Origin of the sequence: Saccharomonospora sp. CUA-673 (assembly GCF_001942305.1) — a bacterium.
Classification (GTDB): domain Bacteria; phylum Actinomycetota; class Actinomycetes; order Mycobacteriales; family Pseudonocardiaceae; genus Prauserella.
On sequence record NZ_MKKE01000007.1, the window covers coordinates 52,842 to 74,150 of the forward strand.

General features: G+C 71.0%; 18 protein-coding genes, 6 pseudogenes and 1 riboswitch. Of the genes and pseudogenes, 13 read left to right on the forward strand and 11 right to left on the reverse strand.

Annotation, left to right across the window (positions count from 1 at the left end; genetic code table 11):
• Positions 1–16 precede the first annotated feature (16 nt).
• Entirely contained in the window at positions 17–796 is a 780-nt protein-coding gene (locus BJF85_RS04320) for a hypothetical protein (RefSeq protein WP_075845864.1), read from the reverse strand.
• Positions 797–846: 50 nt separating this feature from the next.
• Between BJF85_RS04320 and BJF85_RS04325 the strand changes: the two genes are divergently transcribed.
• Positions 847–1,368: a DUF664 domain-containing protein gene (locus BJF85_RS04325; RefSeq protein WP_075845865.1), complete on the forward strand. Its 522-nt coding sequence runs from the start codon at positions 847–849 to the stop codon at positions 1,366–1,368.
• A gap of 20 nt (positions 1,369–1,388) precedes the next feature.
• Here BJF85_RS04325 and BJF85_RS04330 read toward each other — a convergent pair whose 3' ends face one another.
• The gene (locus BJF85_RS04330; protein ID WP_075845866.1) at positions 1,389–1,961 is read right to left on the reverse strand and encodes an HhH-GPD-type base excision DNA repair protein; all 573 of its coding nucleotides are present in this window, start codon (positions 1,959–1,961) and stop codon (positions 1,389–1,391) included.
• Positions 1,962–2,318: 357 nt separating this feature from the next.
• On the opposite strand from BJF85_RS04330, the gene ectA reads away from it, so the two are divergent.
• The 4 genes and pseudogenes from ectA (at position 2,319) to thpD (ending at position 5,840) form a co-directional block, all read left to right on the forward strand.
• Complete coding sequence (ectA, locus tag BJF85_RS04335) at positions 2,319–2,861, forward strand: diaminobutyrate acetyltransferase (protein ID WP_075845867.1); 543 nt, start codon at positions 2,319–2,321, stop codon at positions 2,859–2,861.
• 71 nt (positions 2,862–2,932) lie between these two features.
• Positions 2,933–4,185, forward strand: a pseudogene (ectB, locus tag BJF85_RS04340) (diaminobutyrate--2-oxoglutarate transaminase).
• 117 nt (positions 4,186–4,302) lie between these two features.
• Positions 4,303–4,695, forward strand: coding sequence for an ectoine synthase (locus tag BJF85_RS04345; protein WP_075845868.1), 393 nt, complete (start codon positions 4,303–4,305; stop codon positions 4,693–4,695).
• 224 nt (positions 4,696–4,919) lie between these two features.
• Positions 4,920–5,840 (forward strand): ectoine hydroxylase, encoded by a 921-nt coding sequence (thpD, locus tag BJF85_RS04350; RefSeq protein WP_075845869.1) that lies wholly within the window; start codon positions 4,920–4,922, stop codon positions 5,838–5,840.
• Between the two features lie 322 nt (positions 5,841–6,162).
• Here the strand turns inward: thpD and BJF85_RS04355 are convergent, their stop codons facing one another.
• From BJF85_RS04355 to BJF85_RS04375, 5 genes are all read right to left on the reverse strand, one after another.
• The gene (locus tag BJF85_RS04355; RefSeq protein WP_369822073.1) at positions 6,163–7,041 is read right to left on the reverse strand and encodes a hypothetical protein; all 879 of its coding nucleotides are present in this window, start codon (positions 7,039–7,041) and stop codon (positions 6,163–6,165) included.
• Positions 7,038–7,529, reverse strand: a complete 492-nt coding sequence (locus BJF85_RS04360; RefSeq protein WP_075845871.1) for a hypothetical protein — start codon at positions 7,527–7,529, stop codon at positions 7,038–7,040. Before BJF85_RS04360 ends, BJF85_RS04355 begins: the two co-directional genes overlap by 4 nt.
• A 73-nt stretch (positions 7,530–7,602) precedes the next feature.
• Positions 7,603–8,151, reverse strand: coding sequence for a hypothetical protein (locus BJF85_RS04365; protein ID WP_075845872.1), 549 nt, complete (start codon positions 8,149–8,151; stop codon positions 7,603–7,605).
• A 32-nt stretch (positions 8,152–8,183) separates the two neighbouring features.
• Complete coding sequence (locus BJF85_RS04370) at positions 8,184–8,837, reverse strand: OmpA family protein (protein ID WP_075845873.1); 654 nt, start codon at positions 8,835–8,837, stop codon at positions 8,184–8,186.
• Between the two features lie 157 nt (positions 8,838–8,994).
• The gene (locus tag BJF85_RS04375; RefSeq protein WP_075845913.1) at positions 8,995–9,771 is read right to left on the reverse strand and encodes an SGNH/GDSL hydrolase family protein; all 777 of its coding nucleotides are present in this window, start codon (positions 9,769–9,771) and stop codon (positions 8,995–8,997) included.
• 270 nt (positions 9,772–10,041) lie between these two features.
• On the opposite strand from BJF85_RS04375, the pseudogene BJF85_RS04380 reads away from it, so the two are divergent.
• A pseudogene (locus BJF85_RS04380) lies at positions 10,042–10,692 on the forward strand (DUF3159 domain-containing protein); the annotation flags it as partial.
• 181 nt (positions 10,693–10,873) lie between these two features.
• On the opposite strand, the pseudogene BJF85_RS04385 reads toward BJF85_RS04380, so the two are convergent.
• Both BJF85_RS04385 and BJF85_RS04390 read right to left on the reverse strand, forming a co-directional pair.
• Positions 10,874–11,877 (reverse strand): annotated as a pseudogene (locus tag BJF85_RS04385) (N-acetylglucosamine kinase).
• Complete coding sequence (locus BJF85_RS04390; RefSeq protein ID WP_075845874.1) at positions 11,874–12,890, reverse strand: SIS domain-containing protein; 1,017 nt, start codon at positions 12,888–12,890, stop codon at positions 11,874–11,876. Before BJF85_RS04390 ends, BJF85_RS04385 begins: the two are co-directional and overlap by 4 nt.
• A gap of 154 nt (positions 12,891–13,044) precedes the next feature.
• Between BJF85_RS04390 and BJF85_RS04395 the strand changes: the two are divergent.
• Positions 13,045–13,799: pseudogene (locus tag BJF85_RS04395) on the forward strand (GntR family transcriptional regulator).
• A 1,263-nt stretch (positions 13,800–15,062) separates the two neighbouring features.
• Here the strand turns inward: BJF85_RS04395 and thiE are convergent.
• Positions 15,063–15,760: pseudogene (thiE, locus tag BJF85_RS29595) on the reverse strand (thiamine phosphate synthase).
• Positions 15,761–15,791: 31 nt separating this feature from the next.
• Positions 15,792–15,913, forward strand: a riboswitch (TPP riboswitch).
• Between thiE and thiO the strand changes: the two are divergent.
• The 4 genes and pseudogenes from thiO (at position 15,908) to BJF85_RS04425 (ending at position 18,572) form a co-directional block, all read left to right on the forward strand.
• Positions 15,908–17,032, forward strand: a complete 1,125-nt coding sequence (thiO, locus tag BJF85_RS04410) for a glycine oxidase ThiO (protein ID WP_187346863.1) — start codon at positions 15,908–15,910, stop codon at positions 17,030–17,032. Its footprint overlaps the riboswitch before it by 6 nt.
• Positions 17,032–17,231, forward strand: a pseudogene (gene thiS, locus BJF85_RS04415) (sulfur carrier protein ThiS). Before thiO ends, thiS begins: the two are co-directional and overlap by 1 nt.
• A gap of 36 nt (positions 17,232–17,267) precedes the next feature.
• A complete protein-coding gene (locus tag BJF85_RS04420; RefSeq protein ID WP_075845877.1) occupies positions 17,268–18,038 on the forward strand; it encodes a thiazole synthase in 771 nt (256 codons plus the stop codon).
• Positions 18,039–18,149: 111 nt separating this feature from the next.
• On the forward strand, positions 18,150–18,572 hold the full coding sequence (locus tag BJF85_RS04425; protein WP_075845878.1) for a MarR family winged helix-turn-helix transcriptional regulator: 423 nt from the start codon (positions 18,150–18,152) through the stop codon (positions 18,570–18,572).
• Here the strand turns inward: BJF85_RS04425 and thiD are convergent, their stop codons facing one another.
• Entirely contained in the window at positions 18,573–19,406 is an 834-nt protein-coding gene (thiD, locus tag BJF85_RS04430) for a bifunctional hydroxymethylpyrimidine kinase/phosphomethylpyrimidine kinase (protein ID WP_075845879.1), read from the reverse strand.
• A gap of 152 nt (positions 19,407–19,558) precedes the next feature.
• Between thiD and BJF85_RS27065 the strand changes: the two genes are divergently transcribed.
• Together BJF85_RS27065 and BJF85_RS27070 are read left to right on the forward strand one after the other, a co-directional pair.
• Entirely contained in the window at positions 19,559–20,320 is a 762-nt protein-coding gene (locus BJF85_RS27065; RefSeq protein ID WP_139320455.1) for a hypothetical protein, read from the forward strand.
• Entirely contained in the window at positions 20,317–21,279 is a 963-nt protein-coding gene (locus BJF85_RS27070) for a PstS family phosphate ABC transporter substrate-binding protein (protein ID WP_158056763.1), read from the forward strand. The genes BJF85_RS27065 and BJF85_RS27070 overlap by 4 nt, the downstream gene beginning before the upstream one ends.
• Positions 21,280–21,309 lie beyond the last annotated feature (30 nt).

The following is a 21,309-nucleotide window of genomic DNA, read 5'->3' on the forward strand; positions in this document are numbered from 1 at the left end:
GCCCTCGGGAGCACTTCTAGTCCGGGAGGGCGGTGAAGCGGGGCGTGGGGTCGTCCCCGTACGCCGTCGCGGCGGTGGGGCCCACGCCTCGGCGGGTGCGAAGTGGGCCGAAGAGGTTGTCCGGCAGGTGCTCGTCGACGGCCTCGATGACCAGGTCGTGTCCCTGGCCGGCGGAGCTCCCTCCGAGGTCCTCGGAGTAGACGCACACGCCCGTTTCCGTGTCGAGGCGGACGAGATAGGAGTCGGCGAACACCGTGCCGGGCGCCGGTTCGTGGTTCTCGGCTGCCTCCGACTCCGCCGAGAACAGCAGCGGACAGCAGCCGCAGCGCGGGTCGTACCAGCGGGTCGGGCGCAGGCGCGCCTGCCACGCGGGCCGGCCGTGGTGCTCGACGGCCGCGAGATCGAGGATCTCCGTGCCCACCACGGCTGCGCCGTCGTCGTCGCGGCCGGTGGCGAGCTCGTACGGGTCGAGCATCGCAACCCACCGGTAGTCCTGGTACATCGGCGGTTCGAAGTCGAACCGGTACACGGGCAGCCGATCCGGATGGTCCGCCAGGAGTCCGTGGTCGTCGAGGGCATCGGGATCGACGGCGGGCGGCTCGGCCACGTCCGGGTCGGCGGTGCGGTGCATGACGGTGCCGTCGAAGTCCTCGACCCGCAGCCTGCCCGGCTTCCGGACCCATGCGCGCACGGTCGGCTCGCCGGTGCGACGCGGGTCCACCGTGAAGCGCAGGGACCGCCATCGCCACGGCGCCGACCGCGCCAGCGCGTGGAACCGGTCCTCCGTCAGATCCATGGTTCGTTCGTAGCAGGCGGGCACGGCCCACGGCGAACACAATTACGGCCATGGGAAGTGTTGAGCTGCTGACCGACGCCTTCGACCGCGTCCAGGAACTCGTGCACGACGTCGTCGACGGACTGGACGCGAACGCGCTGGCCCACCGGCTGGACGCCGACGCCAACTCCATCGGCTGGCTCGTGTGGCACCTGACCCGCGTGCAGGACGACCACGTCGCCGGTGCCGCCGGGATCGAGCAACGCTGGACGGCGGACGGCTGGACCGACCGGTTCGCGTTGCCGTTCCCGCCCGGCGACATCGGCTACGGCCATTCCAGCGCCGACGTCGCCGCCGTCGTGGTCAGCGACCCCGCGGTGCTCGTGGACTACCACGACGCCGTCCACGCGCAGACCGTCGACGTCATCGGCCGCATCACCGACCCCGACCTCGACGTCGTCATCGACGACGCATGGGACCCGCCCGTGACCCTCGGCGTGCGGCTCGTCAGCGTCATCGGCGACACCATGCAGCACGCCGGTCAGGCCGCGTTCGTCAAAGGGGTCCTGCTCCGGCGCTCGAACCGGCCCTGAAGCCGGCCCTGGGCCCGGGGTTACTTCTTGGCGGCCGCCTTCTGGGCGCGTTTGAAGTCGCGCACCTCGGCGAGCGTGTTCGGGTCGACGACGTCGGCGATGGAGCGGCGCGCCCCGTCCTCGCCGTACGCGCCGGCGGCCTCGCGCCACCCCTCCGGGGTCACGCCGAGCTGCTTTCCCAGCAGCGCCAGGAAGATCCGCGCCTTCTGGTCGCCGAAACCGGGCAGCGCCTTGAGGCGTTTGAGGACCTCGCGGCCGTCGGGGTCGCCGAACGTCCAGAGCGCCGTCGTGTCGCCGTCGTAGTGGTCGACGACGAACCGGGCCAGTGCGTGCAGCCGCTTGCCCATCGAGCCGCCGTAGCGGTGGATCGCCGGCTTGGCCACGCACAGCTCCACGAACGCGTCGACGTCGGTCTCGGCGATCTTGTGGACGTCGAAACCGTCCATCCGCTCGTCGAGCTTCTTCGGCCCGGCGAAGGCGACCTCCATCGCCACCTGCTGATCCAGAAGCATGCCGCTGAGCAGTGCGAACGGATTCTCGGACAGCAGCGCGTCGGCGGCGGCGTCGCCGGTGAGGTTGAGCTTGGTGGCCATGTCTCCATCTTGACACGTCGACACGGGACGCGGTCGCGCGTATGACGTGGTCACGGGCCACACACGGTGCTCGGACCGCCCGGATCGTCACGGAGCGTCGTCACCCGTTGACACCTCGCGCACCGGCGGCCACGCTCGTTACCGTGGCCGCGTCGCTGGACGCGGTGCCGGTCATGCGGCCTGTCACCGCGGCAGGGAACCGCCAGGCAACGCTGCCGTAACTAGCACAGGCGGTGTCAAGATCGGTAGCTCGCTGTCGCCATCGTCACCCGGGTTTCTGTGTTGTTGCAGGTTGATCGGGTGATCGTGACCGCGTCGAGCTGAATCGGAAACCGTGACCTGTTATGTTGCTTGAATATGTCCGGAAAGCACACAAAGCGTGCCAACGGCGATAATGATTCGGCGGGCAACGTGGTCATCGAACCCCCTGCGGCGGATGACGGCGGGGCCCTCTGGCGAATAGCGCGTGATTCACAAAAGCTGGACCTGAACTCGTCCTACGCCTACTTGCTGTGGTGCCGTGATTTCGCCGACACATCTGTCGTCGCCCGCGTCGACGGGAGCCCCGTAGGATTCGTGATCGGCTATCGAAGGCCGGCCACGCCCGATTCGTTGCTGGTGTGGCAGGTCGCGGTCGACGACTCCCAGCGCGGCCGCGGTCTCGCAGGGAAGATGCTGGACGCCCTGTTCGAGCGAGCGGTCGCCGACGGTGTCCGGTACCTCGACACCACCATCACCCCGGACAACGAGGCGTCCATCGGGTTGTTCGCCTCCTTCGCCAAGCGGTGGGACGCGACGCTGGAACGGTCCGAGTTCCTGGCGGCCGACGAATTCCCGGACCCGCCGCACGAACCGGAAGACCTCTTCCGCGTCGGTCCGCTGAACGTCCCCGCCGGCTGAACCGCGCCCGCGCGACGTCCGCCCCCCACACAATCATCAGATTTGCCTCCAATAGCAGGAGCTGAAAACACGTGAGCATCTTCGAAAAGCTCGAGTCCGAGGTGCGCAGCTACAGCCGTGGCTGGCCCGTCGTCTTCGACAAGGCGCAGGGCAGCTGGCTCTACACCGAGACGGCAAGCCGTACCTCGACTTCTTCGCCGGCGCGGGTGCCCTGAACTACGGGCACAACAACCCCGTGCTGAAGCAGGCCCTCATCGACTACATCTCCCGCGACGGCGTGACGCACTCGCTGGACATGTACACCGTCGCCAAGCGCGACTTCCTCCAGTCGCTCGACGACACGATCCTGACGCCCCGCAACATGGAGTACAAGGTCATCTTCCCCGGTCCCGGCGGTGCGAACGCCGTCGAGGCCGCGCTGAAGCTGGCCCGCAAGGTCACCGGTCGTGAGTCGGTCATCAACTTCACCAACGCCTTCCACGGCATGACCCTCGGCGCGCTGTCGGTCACCGGTAACTCCATGAAGCGCGGCGCCGCGGGCATCCCGCTCGTGCACGCCACGCCGATGCCGTTCGACAAGTACTTCGACGGCGAGTTCCCCGACTTCTTCTACTTCGAGCGCCTCCTCGAGGACTCCGGATCGGGCCTCAACGAGCCGGCCGCAGTGATCGTCGAGTCGGTGCAGGGCGAGGGCGGCATCAACGCCGCGCGCCTCGACTGGCTCAAGGGCCTGTCCGACCTGTGCAAGAAGCACGGCATCCTGCTCATCCTCGACGACGTGCAGATGGGCTGCGGCCGCACCGGGCCGTTCTTCAGCTTCGAGGACGCCGGCATCGAGCCCGACATGATCTGCCTGTCCAAGTCGATCGGCGGCTACGGCCTGCCGATGGCGATCACGCTCGTGCGCCCGGACCTCGACGTCTGGTCGCCCGGTGAGCACAACGGCACGTTCCGCGGCATCAGCCCCGCGTTCGTCACGGCCTCCGCCGCGCTACGCGCCTACTGGTCCGACGACGAGCTCCAGAAGTCGACCAAGGCCAAGGGCGAGCGCATCGCCACCGAGTTCGGCAAGCTCGTCGACGCCTACCCGAACGCCGAGCTGATCGCCAAGGGCCGCGGCCTGGCGCGCGGTCTGGAGTTCGGCAACGCCGAGGCCGCAGGCAAGGTCGCCGCGGCGGCCTTCGACCGCGGCCTGCTGCTCGAGACGTCCGGCCCGAGCGACGAGGTCGTCAAGCTGCTGCCGCCGCTGACGCTCACCGACGACGACCTCACCAAGGGACTGGAGATCATCGCCGACGCCGTCGAGTCGGTGCTGGCCCGCTGACGCGGCCACGACACTGGAGCTGACCTGCTGGAGCCACCGCCCGGCCCTGTGCTCGAATAACGGGGCCGGGCGGTGGCTCGCGCGCCCCCAGAACACCTCACGACCTAAGGAGTCGCCTTGTTCGTCCGCACCATCGACGAGATCACGGACACCGAAGCCGACATCAAGACCGAGAACTGGCGCAGCAAGCGCATCGTCCTGGCCAAGGACAAGCTCGGTTTCTCCGTGCACGAGACCACGCTGTATGCGGGCACCGTCAACGACTTCTGGTACGCCAACCACATCGAGGCGGTGTTCATCACCGAGGGCGAGGGTGAGGTCGAGGACAAGGCGACCGGCGAGGTGCACCAGCTCAAGCCCGGTTCCATCTACGTGCTGAACAACGCCGACAAGCACCAGGTGCGCCCGCGCACGCAGATGAAGACCGTGTGCGTGTTCAACCCGCCCGTCACGGGCCGCGAGGTGCACGACGAGGACGGCGTCTACCCCCTCATCGTCGAGGAGGACTGAGCCCGGGCCGGCACCGCCGGCCGATCGAAACCGTTGCCGTGGGCGACGTTTCACTCCTGATTCGCGGGTACCCGGTCAGTGTGGCCGCGTCGTCGCCGACGGCGCCCACCGGCCGGGTACCCGCTTTTGCACGGCCTGCCGCAGGACGGCCGCACCTCGCGGTCCTGCTCCTGCGACGGATACGACCGAAAAGGACAGAGTGGAGAAAATTGTAGGAGGCGAACGTGACTCTCGCGTACGAGACCGCGACCGAATCCCGCATTTCCGACGCCTATCCGACGCGACTGCGCGGCGGCGAGGCGCGGCTGCTCGACCGGGGTGACCCGACCGTCTGGGGAACGGCAGGTGACGGCCCCTTCGGCAGCGCCGACCTCGCGGCGCACGACGAGAACGGCTACACGATCGTCGAGGGCCTCATCTCGCCGGCCGAGGTCCAGGAGTACTGGGCCGAGCTCGGGCGGCTGTCGTCGGACGAGCAGCTCAAATCCGACGAACGTGTCGTCACCGAGCCCTCCTCGGGCGAGGTTCGTTCCGTTTTCGAGGTGCACCGGATCAGCGAGCTGATCGACCGACTGGCCCGTGATCCGCGCATCCTCTACCGCGTGCGGCAACTTCTGGGATCCGACGTCTATCTGCACCAGAGTCGCGTGAACTACATGCCGGGATTCCGCGGAAACGGTTTCTACTGGCATTCCGACTTCGAGACGTGGCACGCCGAGGACGGCATGCCGAGGCCGCGCGCCGTGAGCTGCTCGATCGCGCTCACCGACAACTACCCCTTCAACGGCGGGTTGATGGTGATGCCGGGCTCGCACCGCACGTTCGTGCAGTGCCTCGGCGAGACGCCGGACGAGCACTACCGGACGTCGCTGCAGCAGCAGGAGATCGGCGTGCCGAGCGAACGCGACATCACCGCGCTCGCCGCCGAGCACGGCATCGACCAGTTCACCGGCCCCGCAGGGTCGGCGTTGCTGTTCGACGCGAACATGATGCACGGCTCGGGCAACAACATCACCCCGTATCCGCGGTCGAACATCTTCCTCGTGTTCAACAGCGTCGAGAACACGCTGGTCGAACCGTTCGCCGCGAACAGCAGGCGGCCGGAGTTCATCGCCTCGCGCGAGGTCGGGCCCCTCGGCCGCTGACACGGGACGCCGCTGGGCCCGCTGACGGCGATTCGGCCGATCGGGTAGGGCAGGCTCACGCAGGGTTGATTACTCCGGGGGCGGGTGTAGTCGACCTTGCGCAGCCTGTTACCGTGTCGCCACCTCATCGCGGAAGTGATGAGGCAGTCGCCCTCAGCGGCCTGGTGACTCCTTTGCTCGGGGTGGGCACTGCATACCGCGGCAGAGGCGGCGAAAGCACGACGAGTACGGCCCCGCGCCATCAGATCGGGACTGATGGCACGGGGCCGTATTCTGTTTCATGCCAAGGGAATGCGGCCTGCGGTCGCGTCGGTCGACGAGGTCAGTCGAAGAGGCTCGTCTCGCCGTGGTGGATGTCGAGCAGCTCGTACACGGGCCGGCCGCGGCGGCCGTCGATGGTCGTGGTTCGAACCACGCGCAGCCGCGCGGTGACCGGCCGATCGAGGTTCACCTTGATCTGGTCGAGCAGGTCGGGCACGACGGCGCCCTGGATGGTGCTGCCGGTGTCGCGCTCGAGGTAGAAGATCCGGCGGCGGGTGCGCACCCCGTCGAGCCGCCCGGTGACGGTCTCGTACCCGACGTCCTCCCGCGATTCCCGCAGGCTGCTGCCGAGGACGCGAGCCTGATCGGTCGTCATGCTGCGCGTGACCTCCTCGCCGGTGGTCGGCATGAGCGTCAGGCCCAGGCTCGAGGTCTTCGTGACCGCGCTGACGATGTCGCTGACGGCGTTGCGGATCGTGTCGCGCTGCAGCAGCACCGCGTCCAACGCGCCGTCGTCGGAGCCGTTGATCGGCAGGAAGTCGCACAGTTCCTTCACCGCGCGTTCGGACAGCGTCTCGATGCCGTCGTTGATCAACGCGTCCGGATCCGAGGTCTCCGGGAAGCCGAAGAACAGCGCGTTGCCGGCCTGGCCGCGCTGCAACAACGGCGCCTTCTCGCGGTCGGCGGGCTGGACGTAGGTGATCTCGGTCTGCGGATTGCGGACGATGTGGCCGACCTTGGCCGTCGCGTCCTGGAACGCCCTGCTGATGTCCGAGAAGGCGTAGGCGTCCATGCGCGGCGAGTCGAGCATCGACACCCGCAGCAGCGCCGAACGTCCCGTGCGCTCGAACTTCGCGTGCGCCGCGCGGGCGCTCGCGCGCGCGAGGTCGTCCAGCCAGGTGCCACCGGGAATCGCGTCGGCGACGTCCTCGAAACTCACCACGTCACCTCCGCGAAGCCCTTCACCACACCGTGTCGCGGGCCGCGTGCCCACGTCGGTTCCCACGCCTCCTCGTCACCGGGGCGACACAGGAATCCGTCGAGCAGTCCGCTCATCGGCCTTACCCGATCGAGGTACATCGCGGGTTGTTCGGCGATGACGCCGTTGAGCGTGAGCATGCCGTACAACGCCTCGCGTGCCGGTCCGCCGAGTCGCTTCAGGCTGCCCCATTCGTCCGGGATGAGCAGGACGTCCACATCGCGCGGCACGTTCTCCGAGCGCACCGCGAGCTCCCCGGACACCCATGCCCTGCCCGACGGGATCAACCCGCCGACGACGCCGAGATAGCCGGACAACGCGCTGAACAGCACCTCGCGCTCGTTGCGGTGCGGACAGTCCCAGACGAAACGTTCGTACAGGTCGGACAAATCGGCGGGGTGGCGACCGGGCGGCAGAACGTTGTGCGGAGTCCAGTAGGGGAGCGGCATCCACGTTCCTTACATCGCCGACGGAGCGCCGCAAGCGGCGGAGCGAACTTATCAGCCGCTACGCAGCGCGTCCTCAGCCGCCTGAACGGGGGATATCGTGCTCACTGGCGTGTGCATCGGCCTCGTCGGGCCACTCGTTGCGTGCATGCCAGGCGCGTCGCGGCGGCAGCGTGCCGGACGTGCGTCCGGTGCCCGCCCCCTCGTCGAGTGCCCCCAACACGGTGCCGTCCCTACCCTCGACGGGCTGTTCGACGTCGGGGGTGCGCGGCGTGCGCGCGCGGGTCGAGCGGTGGTTCGCGCGGGCGCCGGGGTGCCGGGTGTGGGCCGTGGCGTCCGTCGGGTCGGTGGTCGGGTCCGGTTCGTCGTCGAGCGTGCCCGTGGCGGGCAACATCCCGGTCTGCTCCTCCGCCCGCTCCCCCGCGGGGATCGGCGGCAACGCCGTCCAGGTGCGTTCGCGGCGGTATCGGTTCGCCCGCGGGGCGGCATCGTCAGGGTCGTCGTCTCGGTTGTCGTATCGGTCGTCGCGGAGCTGCGTCGCGCGCTGTACGAGCGCCATGGACAGCGCGCCGAGCGCGAACGCGATCAACAGCCACAGCCACATCTGTCCGAACAGCCACAGCATCGCGGTTCCCCTTCGTGATCGCTCGTGTCCGCCTACAGCACCGTGATCTCGACGCGCCGGTTCTGTCTCTTCTCGTTCTCGCTGGCCGGCTGGGTGTCGCTGTGTGCGACGGTCATCAGCCTGCGGTGGTCCACACCCGCCTCGACGAGCGCCGTCGCGACGGCCTCGGCGCGCTCGCGCGACAGCTCCCGCGCCTCCCGCTGGGTCAGCTCCTGGGACTGTGCGGCGTGCCCGCCGATCCGGAACCGCAGCTCCGGCGGTGTGGACCGCAGCACGTCGGCGAGCTGCTCCACGGCCCGTTCGCTCGCCGGCGTCAGCGTGGCGCGGTGGGCCGCGAAACGAATCGGGGCGCGCTGCAGCACGTGGTCCACCGACGTCTGCGCGGCACGTTGGGCCTCCGTCATCTCCCGCTCACGGACCTCGACCGCGCGGACGCCCTCGACACCGCCGACGACGGCCCGCACCCGGTCGGCCCGTCCCTCGGGCACGCCCGACACGATCGCGTCCCTGCCGTCCATCGTCACGTCGGCCGACTGCATGCCCGCCTCGTCGACGGCGCCGCGAACGTGGGGATGCAGGGCGTTCTCGATGCGGTCGGCCGACGCCCACGTCGCGGCGAAGGCCAGGACTCCCGACACAGCGAGCGCGAGCGGAATCAGCCAGAACCGGACGTTGTCCCTGGCCATGTCTCGACGATAGGCGCAGCCGACCGCGTTCGCGAACGGTGCGAACGCTGGTGCGCATGTGGGTGCACCACGCCGCCGGATGCCAACACGGCGCCGCCAAACGCTGACACGGCGACGCGAAGTGCTGACACGGCGACGTGGGGTGCTGACACGGTTGTCAGTCGACCAGTTCCTGCAGGGGGGTCAGGCGGGGGCGCTTGGGGGTGACGCCGTCGCCCATGGACTCGCCGCGCAGGTGGCGGCGGATCCACGGCAGCAGGTGGATGCGCGTCCATTCCAGGTCGCTGCGGCGCAGGGTGAGCCAGTTGTGGTGGTCCTCGGTCTCGGGCCACGGCTCGCGCCAGTCCGCGGAGGTGGGCACGCCCAGCACCTCGGCCGCGCGCAGCGCGATCCGGCGGTGCCCCTCGGCGGTGAAGTGCAGGCGGTCGTCACTCCACGCACGGACGTCGTGCAGCGCGTCCATCGCCCACAGGTCGACGACCTCGGCGCCGTGCCGATCGGCGATCGCGCGCAGGTTCACGTTGTAGATCGCGACCTTGCCGCGCAGCACGCCCATCAGCGAGAGGCCCTTGGTGTCCGGACCGGTGAAGATCAGCACCTCGATGCCCTCGGCGCGCAGCGCGGCGACGCCCTCCTCGAACTCGGCCGCCTTCTCGTCGGGGTCGGCGCCCGGCACGATGATGTCGTTGCCGCCCGCGCACAGCGTCACCAGGTCGGGTTTGGTCTCGAGCGCGACGGGGAGCTGTTCGGTGAGGATCTCGGAGAGCATCTTGCCGCGCACCGCGAGGTTCGCGTAGGCGAAGTCCTCGGACCCGCCGGCGAGGATCCCGGCCAGCCGGTCTGCCCAGCCGCGGTAGGTGCCGTCCGGACGCTCGTCGTTCAACCCCTCGGTGAAGCTGTCGCCGATGGCGACGAAACTGCGATATCCCGTCACGACGTCTCCCTCCGCCTGGTTGCGCGCATCCCCACGGCCGCCGATGCCGCTTCTCGTGCCCTCCGTCTCCTGATCAACGTCCGGCGGTGAGCGCATAGTCCCCGCAGCGCGCTCGCCCGAGAATCTCCGGTCGGATCGAGGAACCCACAGTCTCCTCCTTCGAGGTCGACCTACGCAGCCGTAATCCGTCCGCCGGCCGGGTGGTTGTGGCGTAACTAACGACGACCGGCCGGGGCCGGCGGCCACGGGGGATCAGGCAAGGTGGAGAGCGTGAACGAGACCCCGTCCGAGAACCCCCGGCCGCCGGTCGCCCGTCGTGAGTCGCTGGCGAGTCTGCTCGGCGGCCGCAAGGGCGCCCTCGACGCGAGCCTGCCGCCCGTCGCGTTCGTCGTCGGCTGGTTGGTGTCGGGCTCGTCGATCGGCTGGGGCGCGGCCGCGGCGATCGTGTTGAGCGTGGTCGTGGGCGTCGTCCGGCTCGTGCGGGGCGACAAGATCAGGGCGGTGTTGATCAGCCTCGCCGCGGTGGTCGTGGCGGCGCTGATCGCGTTGCGGACCGGGCGCGCCGAGGACTTCTTCCTGATCCAACTGCTGTCCAACGTGGCCAGTGCGCTCGCCTGGGCGGTGAGCATCGTGATCCGCTGGCCGCTGCTGGGCGTGGTGGTCGGCACCGTGCTCGGGCAGAAGACGCGCTGGCGGAAGGACCCCGATCTGCTGCGCGCCTACTCGCTGGCCAGCTGGGTGTGGGTGTTCGGCCAGTACACGGTGCGGGTCGTGGTGTTCGGCGCCCTGTGGTGGGCGGGCGAGGTCGTCGCCCTCGGTATCGCGCGCACCGCGCTGTCGTGGCCGTTGGTCGCCCTGACCGTCGCCGTCAGTGGCTGGGTGCTGCACAAGGCCCTGCCGGAGCGACACCCCGGCCTCCGGCATCCCGTGCTGCCGGGCGCGCGGACGAGACCGCGGGGGACGCCGGAACCGAGCGCGCCGCCACCGAGGACGCTGCGGACGAGGCGGCCGTGGACCCGGGCGGCGACACGGGGGCCGAGACCGGAGGAGGTCCGGAAAAGTAGGTGGCCCCCGGCGAGGGGGGAGGTCCGGGGGCCGGTGCTCATCTTACTCTGTTCGGGTGAGTCGTGTGGGGGCCGAACCCCTGTAATGCGGCCAGCCACGCGGCTCCCATTACACCGTCCTTGCTTTCGCGCACGTCATGGCCCTGGAGCCGTCGGTGCACCCGACGACGCACCGGACTGTCGGCCCCGAGGACGCTTCCCACCAGAACGATGGGGGTCGTTTCGTCCGATTCGCGCGCTGCCAGCGCCGTGTCGGAGAGCCACGCCGCCGCGTCGTCGGCGATGCGCGTGGCCACCGGATCGGCCCCGGCCTGCCCGTCCGTCGTCCCGTCCGTCGTCCCGTCCGTGGTCTCGTCCGCCCGGTCGCTCGCGGCGGCGCTGACGAGTGGTGCGAACCGGGCGAGCCGGACGGGCGGATCCTGGTTGACGACCGTGATGAGCCGATGGAACGCGCGCGGTTCGTGCGCCTCGACGCCGGCCTCGGCGAGCACGGCGGTGGCCAGCCTGCCGAGCGGTGCACGCCCGGACAGCGCGTCCAGGGTGGCCCGGACCGCCTCGCGGCCGATCCAGTACCCCGAGCCCTCGTCGCCCAGCAGCCAGCCGTAGCCGCCCGCCACCGACACCATGCGGTGCTCGCGGATGCGGCCGGCGATCGATCCGGTGCCCGACACCAGCACCGTGCCGTCGGCGGCGTCGGTGGCCGAGGCGAACGCTGTCTCGCGTCCGACACGATGTGCGGCGACACCGTCAGCCCCGCCTCGCGCCAGGTGTGCTCGAACAGCTCCGCGATCGCCGGATCGGTCAACTTGCTCGCGCCCGCCATGCCGACGACGCAGCCGACGAGTGCGGCCGGGTCGAGTTCGGCCGTGGCGGCCCGGACGGCGTCGGCGATGGCGGCGGCCGCCTTCTCCGGCGGGTGCGAGTTCGGGTTGGCCCCGCCCGCGCGGCCGGTGCCCAGCACCCGGACATCGGCGTCGACGGCGCACGCCCGCGTGCTGGTGCCGCCGGCGTCCACGCCGACGACGTACGTCCGGCCGGTCACCGTGTCTTCGTCACTTTGCGCAGGCCACGCGGGTTGTCCGGGTTGCCGCCCCTGGCCAGCGACAGCTGGAGCGCGAGCCGTTGCAGCGGCAGGATCTCCAGGACCGGGGCGATCTCCTCGGCCGTCTCGGGGACGTCGATGCGCAGCGCGGACGGCATGCGCGCCGCCGCGGAGCCGACGGCGAGGACGTCCGCACCACGGTCGCCGACGGCCGCGAGCACGTCGCCCATGACGTCGCCGCCCTTGCCCGTGCTGGTCACGCCCACCACGGCGGTCTCCTCGTCGACCGCGGCGACGGGGCCGTGCAGCAGGTCCGCACCGCTGTAGGCGCGCGTCTGCAGGTAACTGGTCTCGGCGAGTTTGAGCGACGACTCCAGCGCCGTGGCGTACGAGTAGCCGCGGGCGGCGGCCACGACGCGGGTCGCGAACCGGTAGCGGTCGACGGCCCTGGCGACCTGGTCGGCCGACCCGCGCAGGGTCGCGTCGGCGCGTTCGCCGATGTCGGCTGCGGCCTCGCCCTTCCCGCCGCGAATGGCGTCGACCAGCAGGTACAGGCTCAGCAGGGTTGCCGTGTAGGTCTTCGTGGCGGCGACGGCGTCCTCCTGGCCCGCGCCGATGTCGACGGCGAGGTCGGCGGCGGTGAACAGCTGGGACGACGGGGTGTTGCTGACCGCCACCGTGCGCGCGCCCGCCTCGCGCGCGGCCTGGGTGACCTCGAGCAGGTCGGGCGAGCCTCCGCTCTGACTCACCGACACCAGCAGCACGTCCCGCAGGTCCGGACGTGCGCCGTACAGCGTCGTGGTGGACGGGGACACCAGGCCGACCGGCAGGCCGAGGAGCACCTCGATCAGGTACTTGGCGTAGATCGCCGCGTGGTCGCTCGAACCACGGGCCGCCAGCAGGGCGAACCGCGGCGGACGGGCCGCGATGTCGGCCGCGACGGCCGCGATGTCGGCGCGATTGCGGGCGATCGTGGCCAGCATGTCCGGCTGCTGGTCGATCTCCGCGGTCATCAGGCGCCGGGCTCGGCATCTGTCACGATGTTCCTCTCATTGCGCCTCGTTCCTCTCGCATTAAGGTCTAGACCAATAGTAAACCGGTTGAAACTGGCGCGCGAAGGGTAGATTTGTGGGGAGGCGTTCGGGGCGCTTGAGTGGAGGGCTTGCCATGTTGGAGGTTTTGGGGGCCAAGGGCGGTACCGCTACCGTCGCGAGGCCGGGACGTGAGCCGAAGTACTGGGCTCTCAAACAGCATCTGCTGGATCAGCTGGATTCGCTACCCGCGGGGGCGCGATCCCCACCGAGCGGGCGTTGGCCGGGGAGTTCCACGTCTCCCGCACCACGGTGCGGCAGGCGTTGGCCGACCTGACCGCCGAGGGCAGGCTGCACCGCGTGCAGGGCAAGGGCACGTTCGCCGCGGAGCCCAAGGTGGCCCAGCGGCTGCAGCTGTCGTCCTACACCGAGGACATGCGGGCGCAGGGTCTGGAACCCTCGTCGCAGCTGCTCGAGGTGGACGAGGTGTTCGCGGAGGGTGACCTGCCGAAGCTCCTCGGTGTCCGCACCGGGGCGAAGGTGCTGCTGCTGCGGAGGCTGCGGCTCGCCGACGGCGAGCCGATGGCGCTCGAGACGACCCACCTGCCGCTGGCCCGGTTCCGCGGGATCCGTAGGCACGTCGTCGAGGGTGGGTCGCTGTACGAGGCGCTCGCCGAGCGGTACGGCGTCGAGATGGACAAGGCCGAGGAGACGATCGAGACCTCGCTCGCCGGGCCGGAGGAGGCCGAACTCCTCGGTGCCGACGTCGGCGTGCCGGTGTTGCTGTTGAACCGACAGACGTTCGGTTCCGACGGCAAACCGGTGGAGTTCGTGCGCTCGATCTACCGCGGCGACCGCTACAAGTTCGTCACCACCTTGACGCGTCCTTGACACCGACCGTCCCGGCTGTCCGAAATGGACAGTCGGGACGTGTTCGCGCTCACGCCGAGTAATCCGGATTTCCGGAAACGCCCGGAACATCAACAGCGATGGTTCTGGTGAGAGCGGGAGCGGGGAGTGCGGACAGCGGACCATGGACGACAGAAGACGAATCGACAGGACACCCGGCGGTGCCGGTCCCGGCGAGCAGCGTGCCGGTGACGGCCCGGGGGACAAGAGTGCAGGGGACGGCTCCGGGGAGAAGGAGAAGTCCGGTCTGCGGCCGGCCCAACTCGCGGCCGGTGGGATCGCCGCGACGACGGCGGCGTTCCTGTGCTCGTTCTTCGGCGTGTACGGCACGGTGATCGGCACCGGGCTGATCAGCGTGCTGAGCACCGTGGGCAGCGAGTTCTACCTGCGTTCGGCGCGCAAGTCGAAGGAGGCGGCGCGCAAGGCCAAGGTGAAGGCCTCGGAGCTGGCCTCGACCAAGACGGGCCGGACGGCGGTCCTGCCCGTCACCGGGGCCGGTCCGCAGCGCACGCTCCGGCCGGAGGGGCCGGGTCGTACGGAGGGCACGGTGCGGCCGGAGGGGCCGGGTCGTGCGGAAAGGCCGGAGGGGCCGGACCTGCCGACGCAGCGCATGTCCTACGCCGACCAGCCGACGGTCTACCTGAACGCCGATCAGCCCACGGACTACCTGGGCGTGCCCGCCGCGGCGGACACGTCGGGTGGCGACTCCGCGAGGGGGAGTCGGCTGAGGCGGCGGTGGCCGATCCTGGCGGCGACGAGCGCGGTCGTGTTCGCGATCGGCCTGTTCCTCGTCACCGGTTTCGAGCTGGCGACCGGGCAGTCGCTGAGTGGTCAGGGCCGCAGCACGGTCAGCGAGATCGTCGGCAACACCGGACAGGAGTCCGGGACCGACCGGGGCGGGCAGCAGGGCGGCTCCGGCGAGGGTGACGGCGGTTCCGGGGACGGTTCCGGCGGCTCGGACGGTTCGGACGGCTCCGTGGACGGCGAGCGCAGGGACGTCGAGACCGGTGGTTCCGACGACGGTGCCCCGGCGACGACGACCCGTCCGGCCCCGGCCGATGGCACCGACGGCGAGCAGGACGGACGTCCGGCGCGACGGAGGCCCCGGCGGACACCCCACCGGCGGAGCAACCGGCCCCGACCGAACCCCCGGCGGACCCCCAACCCCCGGCCGAGCCGGCCCCGTAAAAGCTCCCGAGGGCCCTATGGTCGCGTTGAACGCGACTATGGGGCCCTCGGGAGCAGTCAGGGGAGGGCGGCGCGGAGGGTGCTTGCCGCTGCCGTCGGGTCGTCGCGTCGGTGATGGCTCGGACCACGACGGCTCGGGTCGCTCCCGCCTCGACGACCTCCGGCATACGCTCCGCGTCGATCCCGCCGATCGCGAACCACGGCCGCGCCTCCGCACCGCCGGCCACCATGGCCCCGCCGTCCACGGCGCCGCCGACCACACCGGAGCCCGACGCGACTCGACGGACCAGCTCGAGGCCAGGGGCGGAGCGGCCCGGTTTGGTGGGCGTGGGCCAGCAGGGACCGACGCAGAAGTAGTCGACGCCGGGCTCGACGGCCGCGGCGGCGGCCTGGTCGGCCGAATGCGTCGACCGGCCGATGACGACGTCGTCGCCGACGACGCGGCGCGCCACCGGCACGGGCAGATCGTCCTGGCCGAGGTGCAGCACGTCGGCGCCGGAGGCCAGCGCGATGTCGGCCCGGTCGTTCACGGCCAGCAGCGCGCCGCGGGCGGCGCAGACCTCGGCGAGGCGCTCCAGCGCGGCCAGTTCGTCGCGCGCCTCGAGCGCCGGTTTCTCCCGCAGCTGGACGATGTCCACGCCGCCGGCGAGCGCCGCGTCGACGAACTCCACCAGGTCCGGTCGCATCGGCGTGCACAGGTACAACCGTGCGTCGGCGAGACGTGTGCGAATCTGATCACCGCTGAGGCCGGGCATGGCGTCACCGTAACGCGTCGGGGTACGTTGGTGGTGTCCGCACGGGAGCCTGGTGGGCTGAGAGGGAGCACCGGCCGCGACGTCCGCGGCCCGACTCCGACCGTGGAACCTGATCCGGATCATGCCGGCGCAGGGAGCGTGAATCGTATGCATGAACTCGCCGTCGTCGGTGGCGGCGTCATCGGCCTGGCCGTCGCGTGGAGGGCCGCGGCCGCGGGTCATCGCGTCACCGTGTTCGACCCCTCCCCGGAACGGGCCGCGTCGCGCGTCGCGGGCGGCATGCTCGCCCCGGTCACCGAGGCGTGGCCCGGTGAGGAGGACGTCCTCGCTCTCGGCGAGGAGTCGCTGCGCCGCTGGCCCGAGTTCGCGACCCGGCTCGCGTCGGACGGCTACGACCCGGCCCTGTCGACGGCGGGCACCGTGGTCGCCGCGTTCGACCGCGCCGACGCCGACACCCTCCGCACGGTCGCGTCGTACCTGCACGACCTCGGTCGCGACGCCGACTACGTCCAGGCCCGGCAGTTGCGGCGGCACGAACCGGGCCTGTCGAACGCCGTCACGGGCGGGCTCGTCGTGCCGGGCGACCTCGCCGTCGACACCCGCCTGCTGCTCGACTCGCTGCGGATGGCGGCGCTGCAGAGGGGCGCGGCGTTGCTGTCCGAAGAGGTCACCGCCGTCGAGCCGGGCGAGGGCGACCGGATCGAGGTCCGGACCCTGGCCACGACCCGTCGGTTCGACCGCGTCGTCGTGGCGGCGGGCGCGTGGAGCGGCCGACTGCTGCCCGACCTCGCCCAGCACATCCGCCCCCTCAAGGGGGAGATCCTGCGGCTGCGCGCCCGGCCGACGACGTTGCCCCCGCCGGCCAGGACCGTGCGCGCGATGGTCGAGGGCGAACCCGTGTATCTCGTGCCGCGCGCCGGCGGGCACGACGGCGACATCGTCCTCGGCGCGACCCAGTACGAGGCCGGGTTCGACACGGCCGTCACCGCACGCGGCGTGCGCAGGCTCCTCGACGCCGCCGAGCGCGTGTTCCCCGGCATCGCCGAGTACGAGGTCGTCGAGACCGCGGCGGGTTTGCGTGCGGGCAGCGCCGACAACCTGCCGCTGCTGGGCGAGGTCGGCGGCGGCGTGTACGCCGCGACTGGACATCACCGCGGCGGGTTGTTGCTGGCCCCCGTCACCGCCGACGCGATCGCCGCGTGGCTCGCTGGCGAACCGGTGCCGCCCGCCGTCGACGCCGCCCACCCGAACCGCGTGAAGGAGCGAGTCTGATGCGCCTGCACGTCAACGACGAACCCCGCGAGTTGCCGGACGGGTCGACCGTCGCCGACCTGCTGGCCGCACTCGACGTGCCGCAGCGCGGTGTGGCCGTGGCGCTCGACGCGCCGTGGTCCGCAGGGCGGAATGGGACGAGGTCGTCGTCGCCGACGGCGCCCGCGTCGAGATCCTCACCGCGGTGCAGGGCGGCTGACCCGCGCGTGCGAAGAGCTGAGCTCGAAAGGCTGACATGACCGCTGACACCTCGGCCGATCCACTGCGGATCGGCGATCACAAGCTCGCCTCCCGGCTGATCATCGGCACGGGCGGCGCGGCGAACCTGGACGTGCTGGAACGCGCGCTCGTCGCGTCGGGCACCGAGTTGACGACCGTGGCGATGCGGCGCGCCGACCTGGGCGCCGGGTCCGGTGTGCTCGACCTGCTGCGCAGGTTCGGCATCACGGTGCTGCCCAACACCGCGGGCTGCCGCACGGCCGCCGAGGCGGTGCTCACGGCGCGGCTCGCCCGCGAGGCGCTCGAGACCGACCTGGTGAAACTCGAGGTCCACGCCGACGACCGGACGCTGCTGCCCGACCCGGTCGAGACCGTCGACGCGGCGGCGCAGCTCGTCGACGACGGCTTCACCGTGCTCGCCTACACCAACGACGACCCGGTGACCGCGCTGCGCCTGGAGGAGGCGGGCTGCGCCGCCGTGATGCCGCTGGGTTCGCCGATCGGCACCGGACTGGGCATCCGCAATCCGCACAACATCGAGCTCATCGTGTCCAGGGCGAACGTCCCGGTGATCCTCGACGCGGGCATCGGCACCGCATCCGACGCCGCGCAGGCCATGGAACTGGGTTGCGCCGCGGTGTTGCTGTCGACCGCCGTCACGCGCGCACAGGACCCGGAGCGGATGGCCCAGGCCATGAGCGCCGCCGTCACCGCGGGCCGACTCGCGCGGGAGGCCGGCCGGATCCCGCAGCGGTTCTGGGCCCAGGCGTCCAGTCCGCCGCGCTGACCGGTGTCCCATTCAGTCGTCGAGCTGTTGCGTTGTCGAGCCACCGTGGCCGGCCCGGGAACGTATGGTGAACGTTCCACGCAGGCAGGTGTGAGAAGTGAAGGAGCGTAGGTGGCCACGCCGAACGACATCCCGCACAGGCTGTTCCTGACCATCGGCCGGCTGTCACGGGCGCTCCGACAGGCCGGGGCCCCGGGCCCCGGGCACGGCGCGATCTCCGCCATGGCCACGCTCGCCACGCACGGAGAGCTGCGGCTGGGGGACCTCGCGCTCAAGGAAGGCGTTGCGGCGGCGACGATGTCGCGCATCGTCGCCACGCTCGTCGAGGCGGGGTACGTGACGCGCCAACCCGACCCCGTCGACCGCCGCGCCTGGCTGGCCGCCATCACCGACGAGGGGCAGCGCATCCTCGGCGACGTCCGGTCGGTACGGATCCGCGAACTGTGCACCCGCATCGAACGGCTCCCCGACGATCAGCGCAACGCCCTCGAAGCGGCCCTCCCCGCCCTGGAAGCCCTCCTCGACGACGAGTGATCAGGCGTCGAAGTCTTCCGGGGCGAGGCGCCAGAAGGCGGACACCGGGCCGATCTTGGCGCCCATCGGGTAGGAGTGGGCGACCGCGCCGGCGACGAACCACTTCGCGAACCGTGCCGCATCGACCATCGACATCCCACGCGCCAGGCCCGCGGTGAGCGCCGAGGCCATCGCATCGCCCGCGCCGTGCGTGTGCGGGGTGTCCAGTCGCGGTCCCGGCAGCTCGACGAAGTCGGAGCCGTCGTAGAGGACGTCGACGCATTCGCTGTCGTGCACCAGGTGGCCGCTCTTGACCAGCACGTACTCGGGGCCCAGGTCGTAGAGGGCCCGTGCCGCGTCGCGCATGTCCTCGCGGCGGGTGACCTCGATGCCCGTCAGCAGCCGCACCTCGTCGAGGTTCGGCGTGACGACGGTGGCGCGGGGCAGCAGCCGGTCGCGCAGCGCGGTCAGCCCGCCGTCGTCGAACAGCGGATGCCCGGTCATCGACGCCGCCACCGGGTCGACCACGAACGGCACCGCGGCGCCGCGGCCGATGCCCGCGTCGTCGACGGCGCCGGCGACCTCGTCGATGATCTCTCCGGACGCGAGCATGCCGGTCTTGGCCGCGTCGACGCCCATGTCGGCGGCGACCGCCTCGATCTGCCCGGCCACGATCCGCGCCGGGATGTCGGCCCGGTCGTGCACGCCGAGGGTGTTCTGCACCGTCACGGCGGTGACGGCGACGAGGCCGTGCACGCCGCAGGTCAGGAACGTCCGCAGGTCGGCCTGCAGACCCGCGGCCCCGCCGGAGTCGGAACCGGCGATCGTCAGTGCGGCAGGAGGTCGGGTGCTCATCCCTCCAGTGTCGCCCCCGCGATGCGCACGCGACCAGCGGGCACCGGGATACCGGGCAGCACCGGCCCGAACGAACCACGCGTGAACACACCGTGAACGGTCGATTCTCGGCGGTCATGAATGTCGGTCGCCGCTCCTAGGCTTCGACCACTATGAAAATCGCGGAGACGCTGCAGGTGTTCGCCTCGGTGCTGGGATCGGGCCAGGGCATGGTGGCCGTCCTGGTCCTCTCGGTGCTGGCGATCGCGGCGCCGTTCGCGGACCGCTATCTGGTTCGCCGCAAACGGTTGACGTACCGGGTTCTGTACAACTCGAAGCTCGGCATCAACCCCGACGTGGACGACGAGGACGTCACCGCGGGCGTGCCGCCCGGTGCCGACCCGGCCATGCGCCGGTTGGCCGACGAGATGAGCCGGATGACGAGCGTCGTCGTCCGCCTGCGCAACGCCGGCATCGAGGACATCCGCCCCGACGATCTGCAGGACCACCCGTTGACGCTCGAGTTCGGCGGTCGCGTCATCTGGAACGCGCGGATCTCCGATCCCAGCGTCGAGACCCACCGCGGCGCACACAAGCGGAGCCTGAGGTTCCTGCCCGCCGACGGTGCCGAGGCCACGAGGCCGGACGCGCCGTCGGCCGAGCTCGACGAGGTGCGCAAGACGTCGCGGCGCACGTTCCCGTGGACACGCAAGGCGGCGGCCGTGGCCGAGAGCGTGCCTGTCCCGGACGTTCCACAGTGGACCCGGCTGCAGTTGCGGGACTTCTCCTTGCAGCGCAAGGAAAGCCTCAAGATCGCCATCGTGCTCCGTGAACCGCGCGCCGCCGCCCGGATTCCGCGCACACCAAGGACATCAGCATCCAGGGCCGGCTCGCGGGTGGCCGGATCGTCGACGAGAAGGAGCAGACGGGGGTGACGTGGCCGCGCGTCGTGACGACGCTCGGGGTGCTGCTCGTCGGCGTGCTGCTCGCCACGCTGCTCGCCAACGCCTCCCGTCCGGCCGCCGATCCCGCGCTCGCCTGCGGTGACGGCGAACTGCGGGTCGTGGGCTCGAGCGCGTTCGCCTCGGCGATGGAGAACATCGCCGAGTCCTACGGCCGGGCGTGCCCGGGCGCCGAGGTCGTGGTCACGCCGACCGGCAGTAACGCGGGGGTGCGGGAACTGACGAGCGACGCCGTGGAGCCCGGCAGCGCGGTCGCGTTGTCCGACGGCCCCGCCCGCGCCGACAGCGACGAGCTGCACGCGACCCCGCTCGCCGTGATCGTCTACACCGTGGTCGTCCACGAATCCGTCGGCATCGACGATCTGTCGACCGACGAGATCCGCGGCATCTACTCCGGCCGCTACACCGACTGGGCCGAGGTCCGCGACGGGCCGTCGTTGCCGATCCGCATCGTGGGCCGTGGCGCCGAATCCGGTTCGCGGACGACGTTCGAGGAGACCGTGCTCGGCCGCTCGGAGGGGGCGCTGACGTCCGACTCGTGCGACGGCGCCGACCGGGTCTCGGACGCCGATGTCGTCCGGTGCGAACGCGGCAGCGAACCCCAGGTCGTCGACGAGGTGTCCGGCACCCGCGGCGCGATCGGCTACGTCGACGTCCCCTCGGCCAACGACGCGCGCTCCGACGGGCGCGAGCTCACCGTCGTCGAACTGGACGGCAACTATCCCGACGCGGGCACCGTCCAGGACGGCTACCCGTTCTGGACGATCGAGTACCTGTACAGCAAGGGCGACCCCGAGTCGGACGCCGTCCCGGTGCAGTCCGGGTTCCTCGAGTACCTCGGCGGCGGCACCGCGCGCGACGAGCTGCACAGCGCCGGGTACCTGCCGTGCCTGCGGCACGACGGCCAACTGCACGAACTCTGCCGCTGGTGAGCCGGGCCGCTGGTGAGTCGGGCCGCTGGT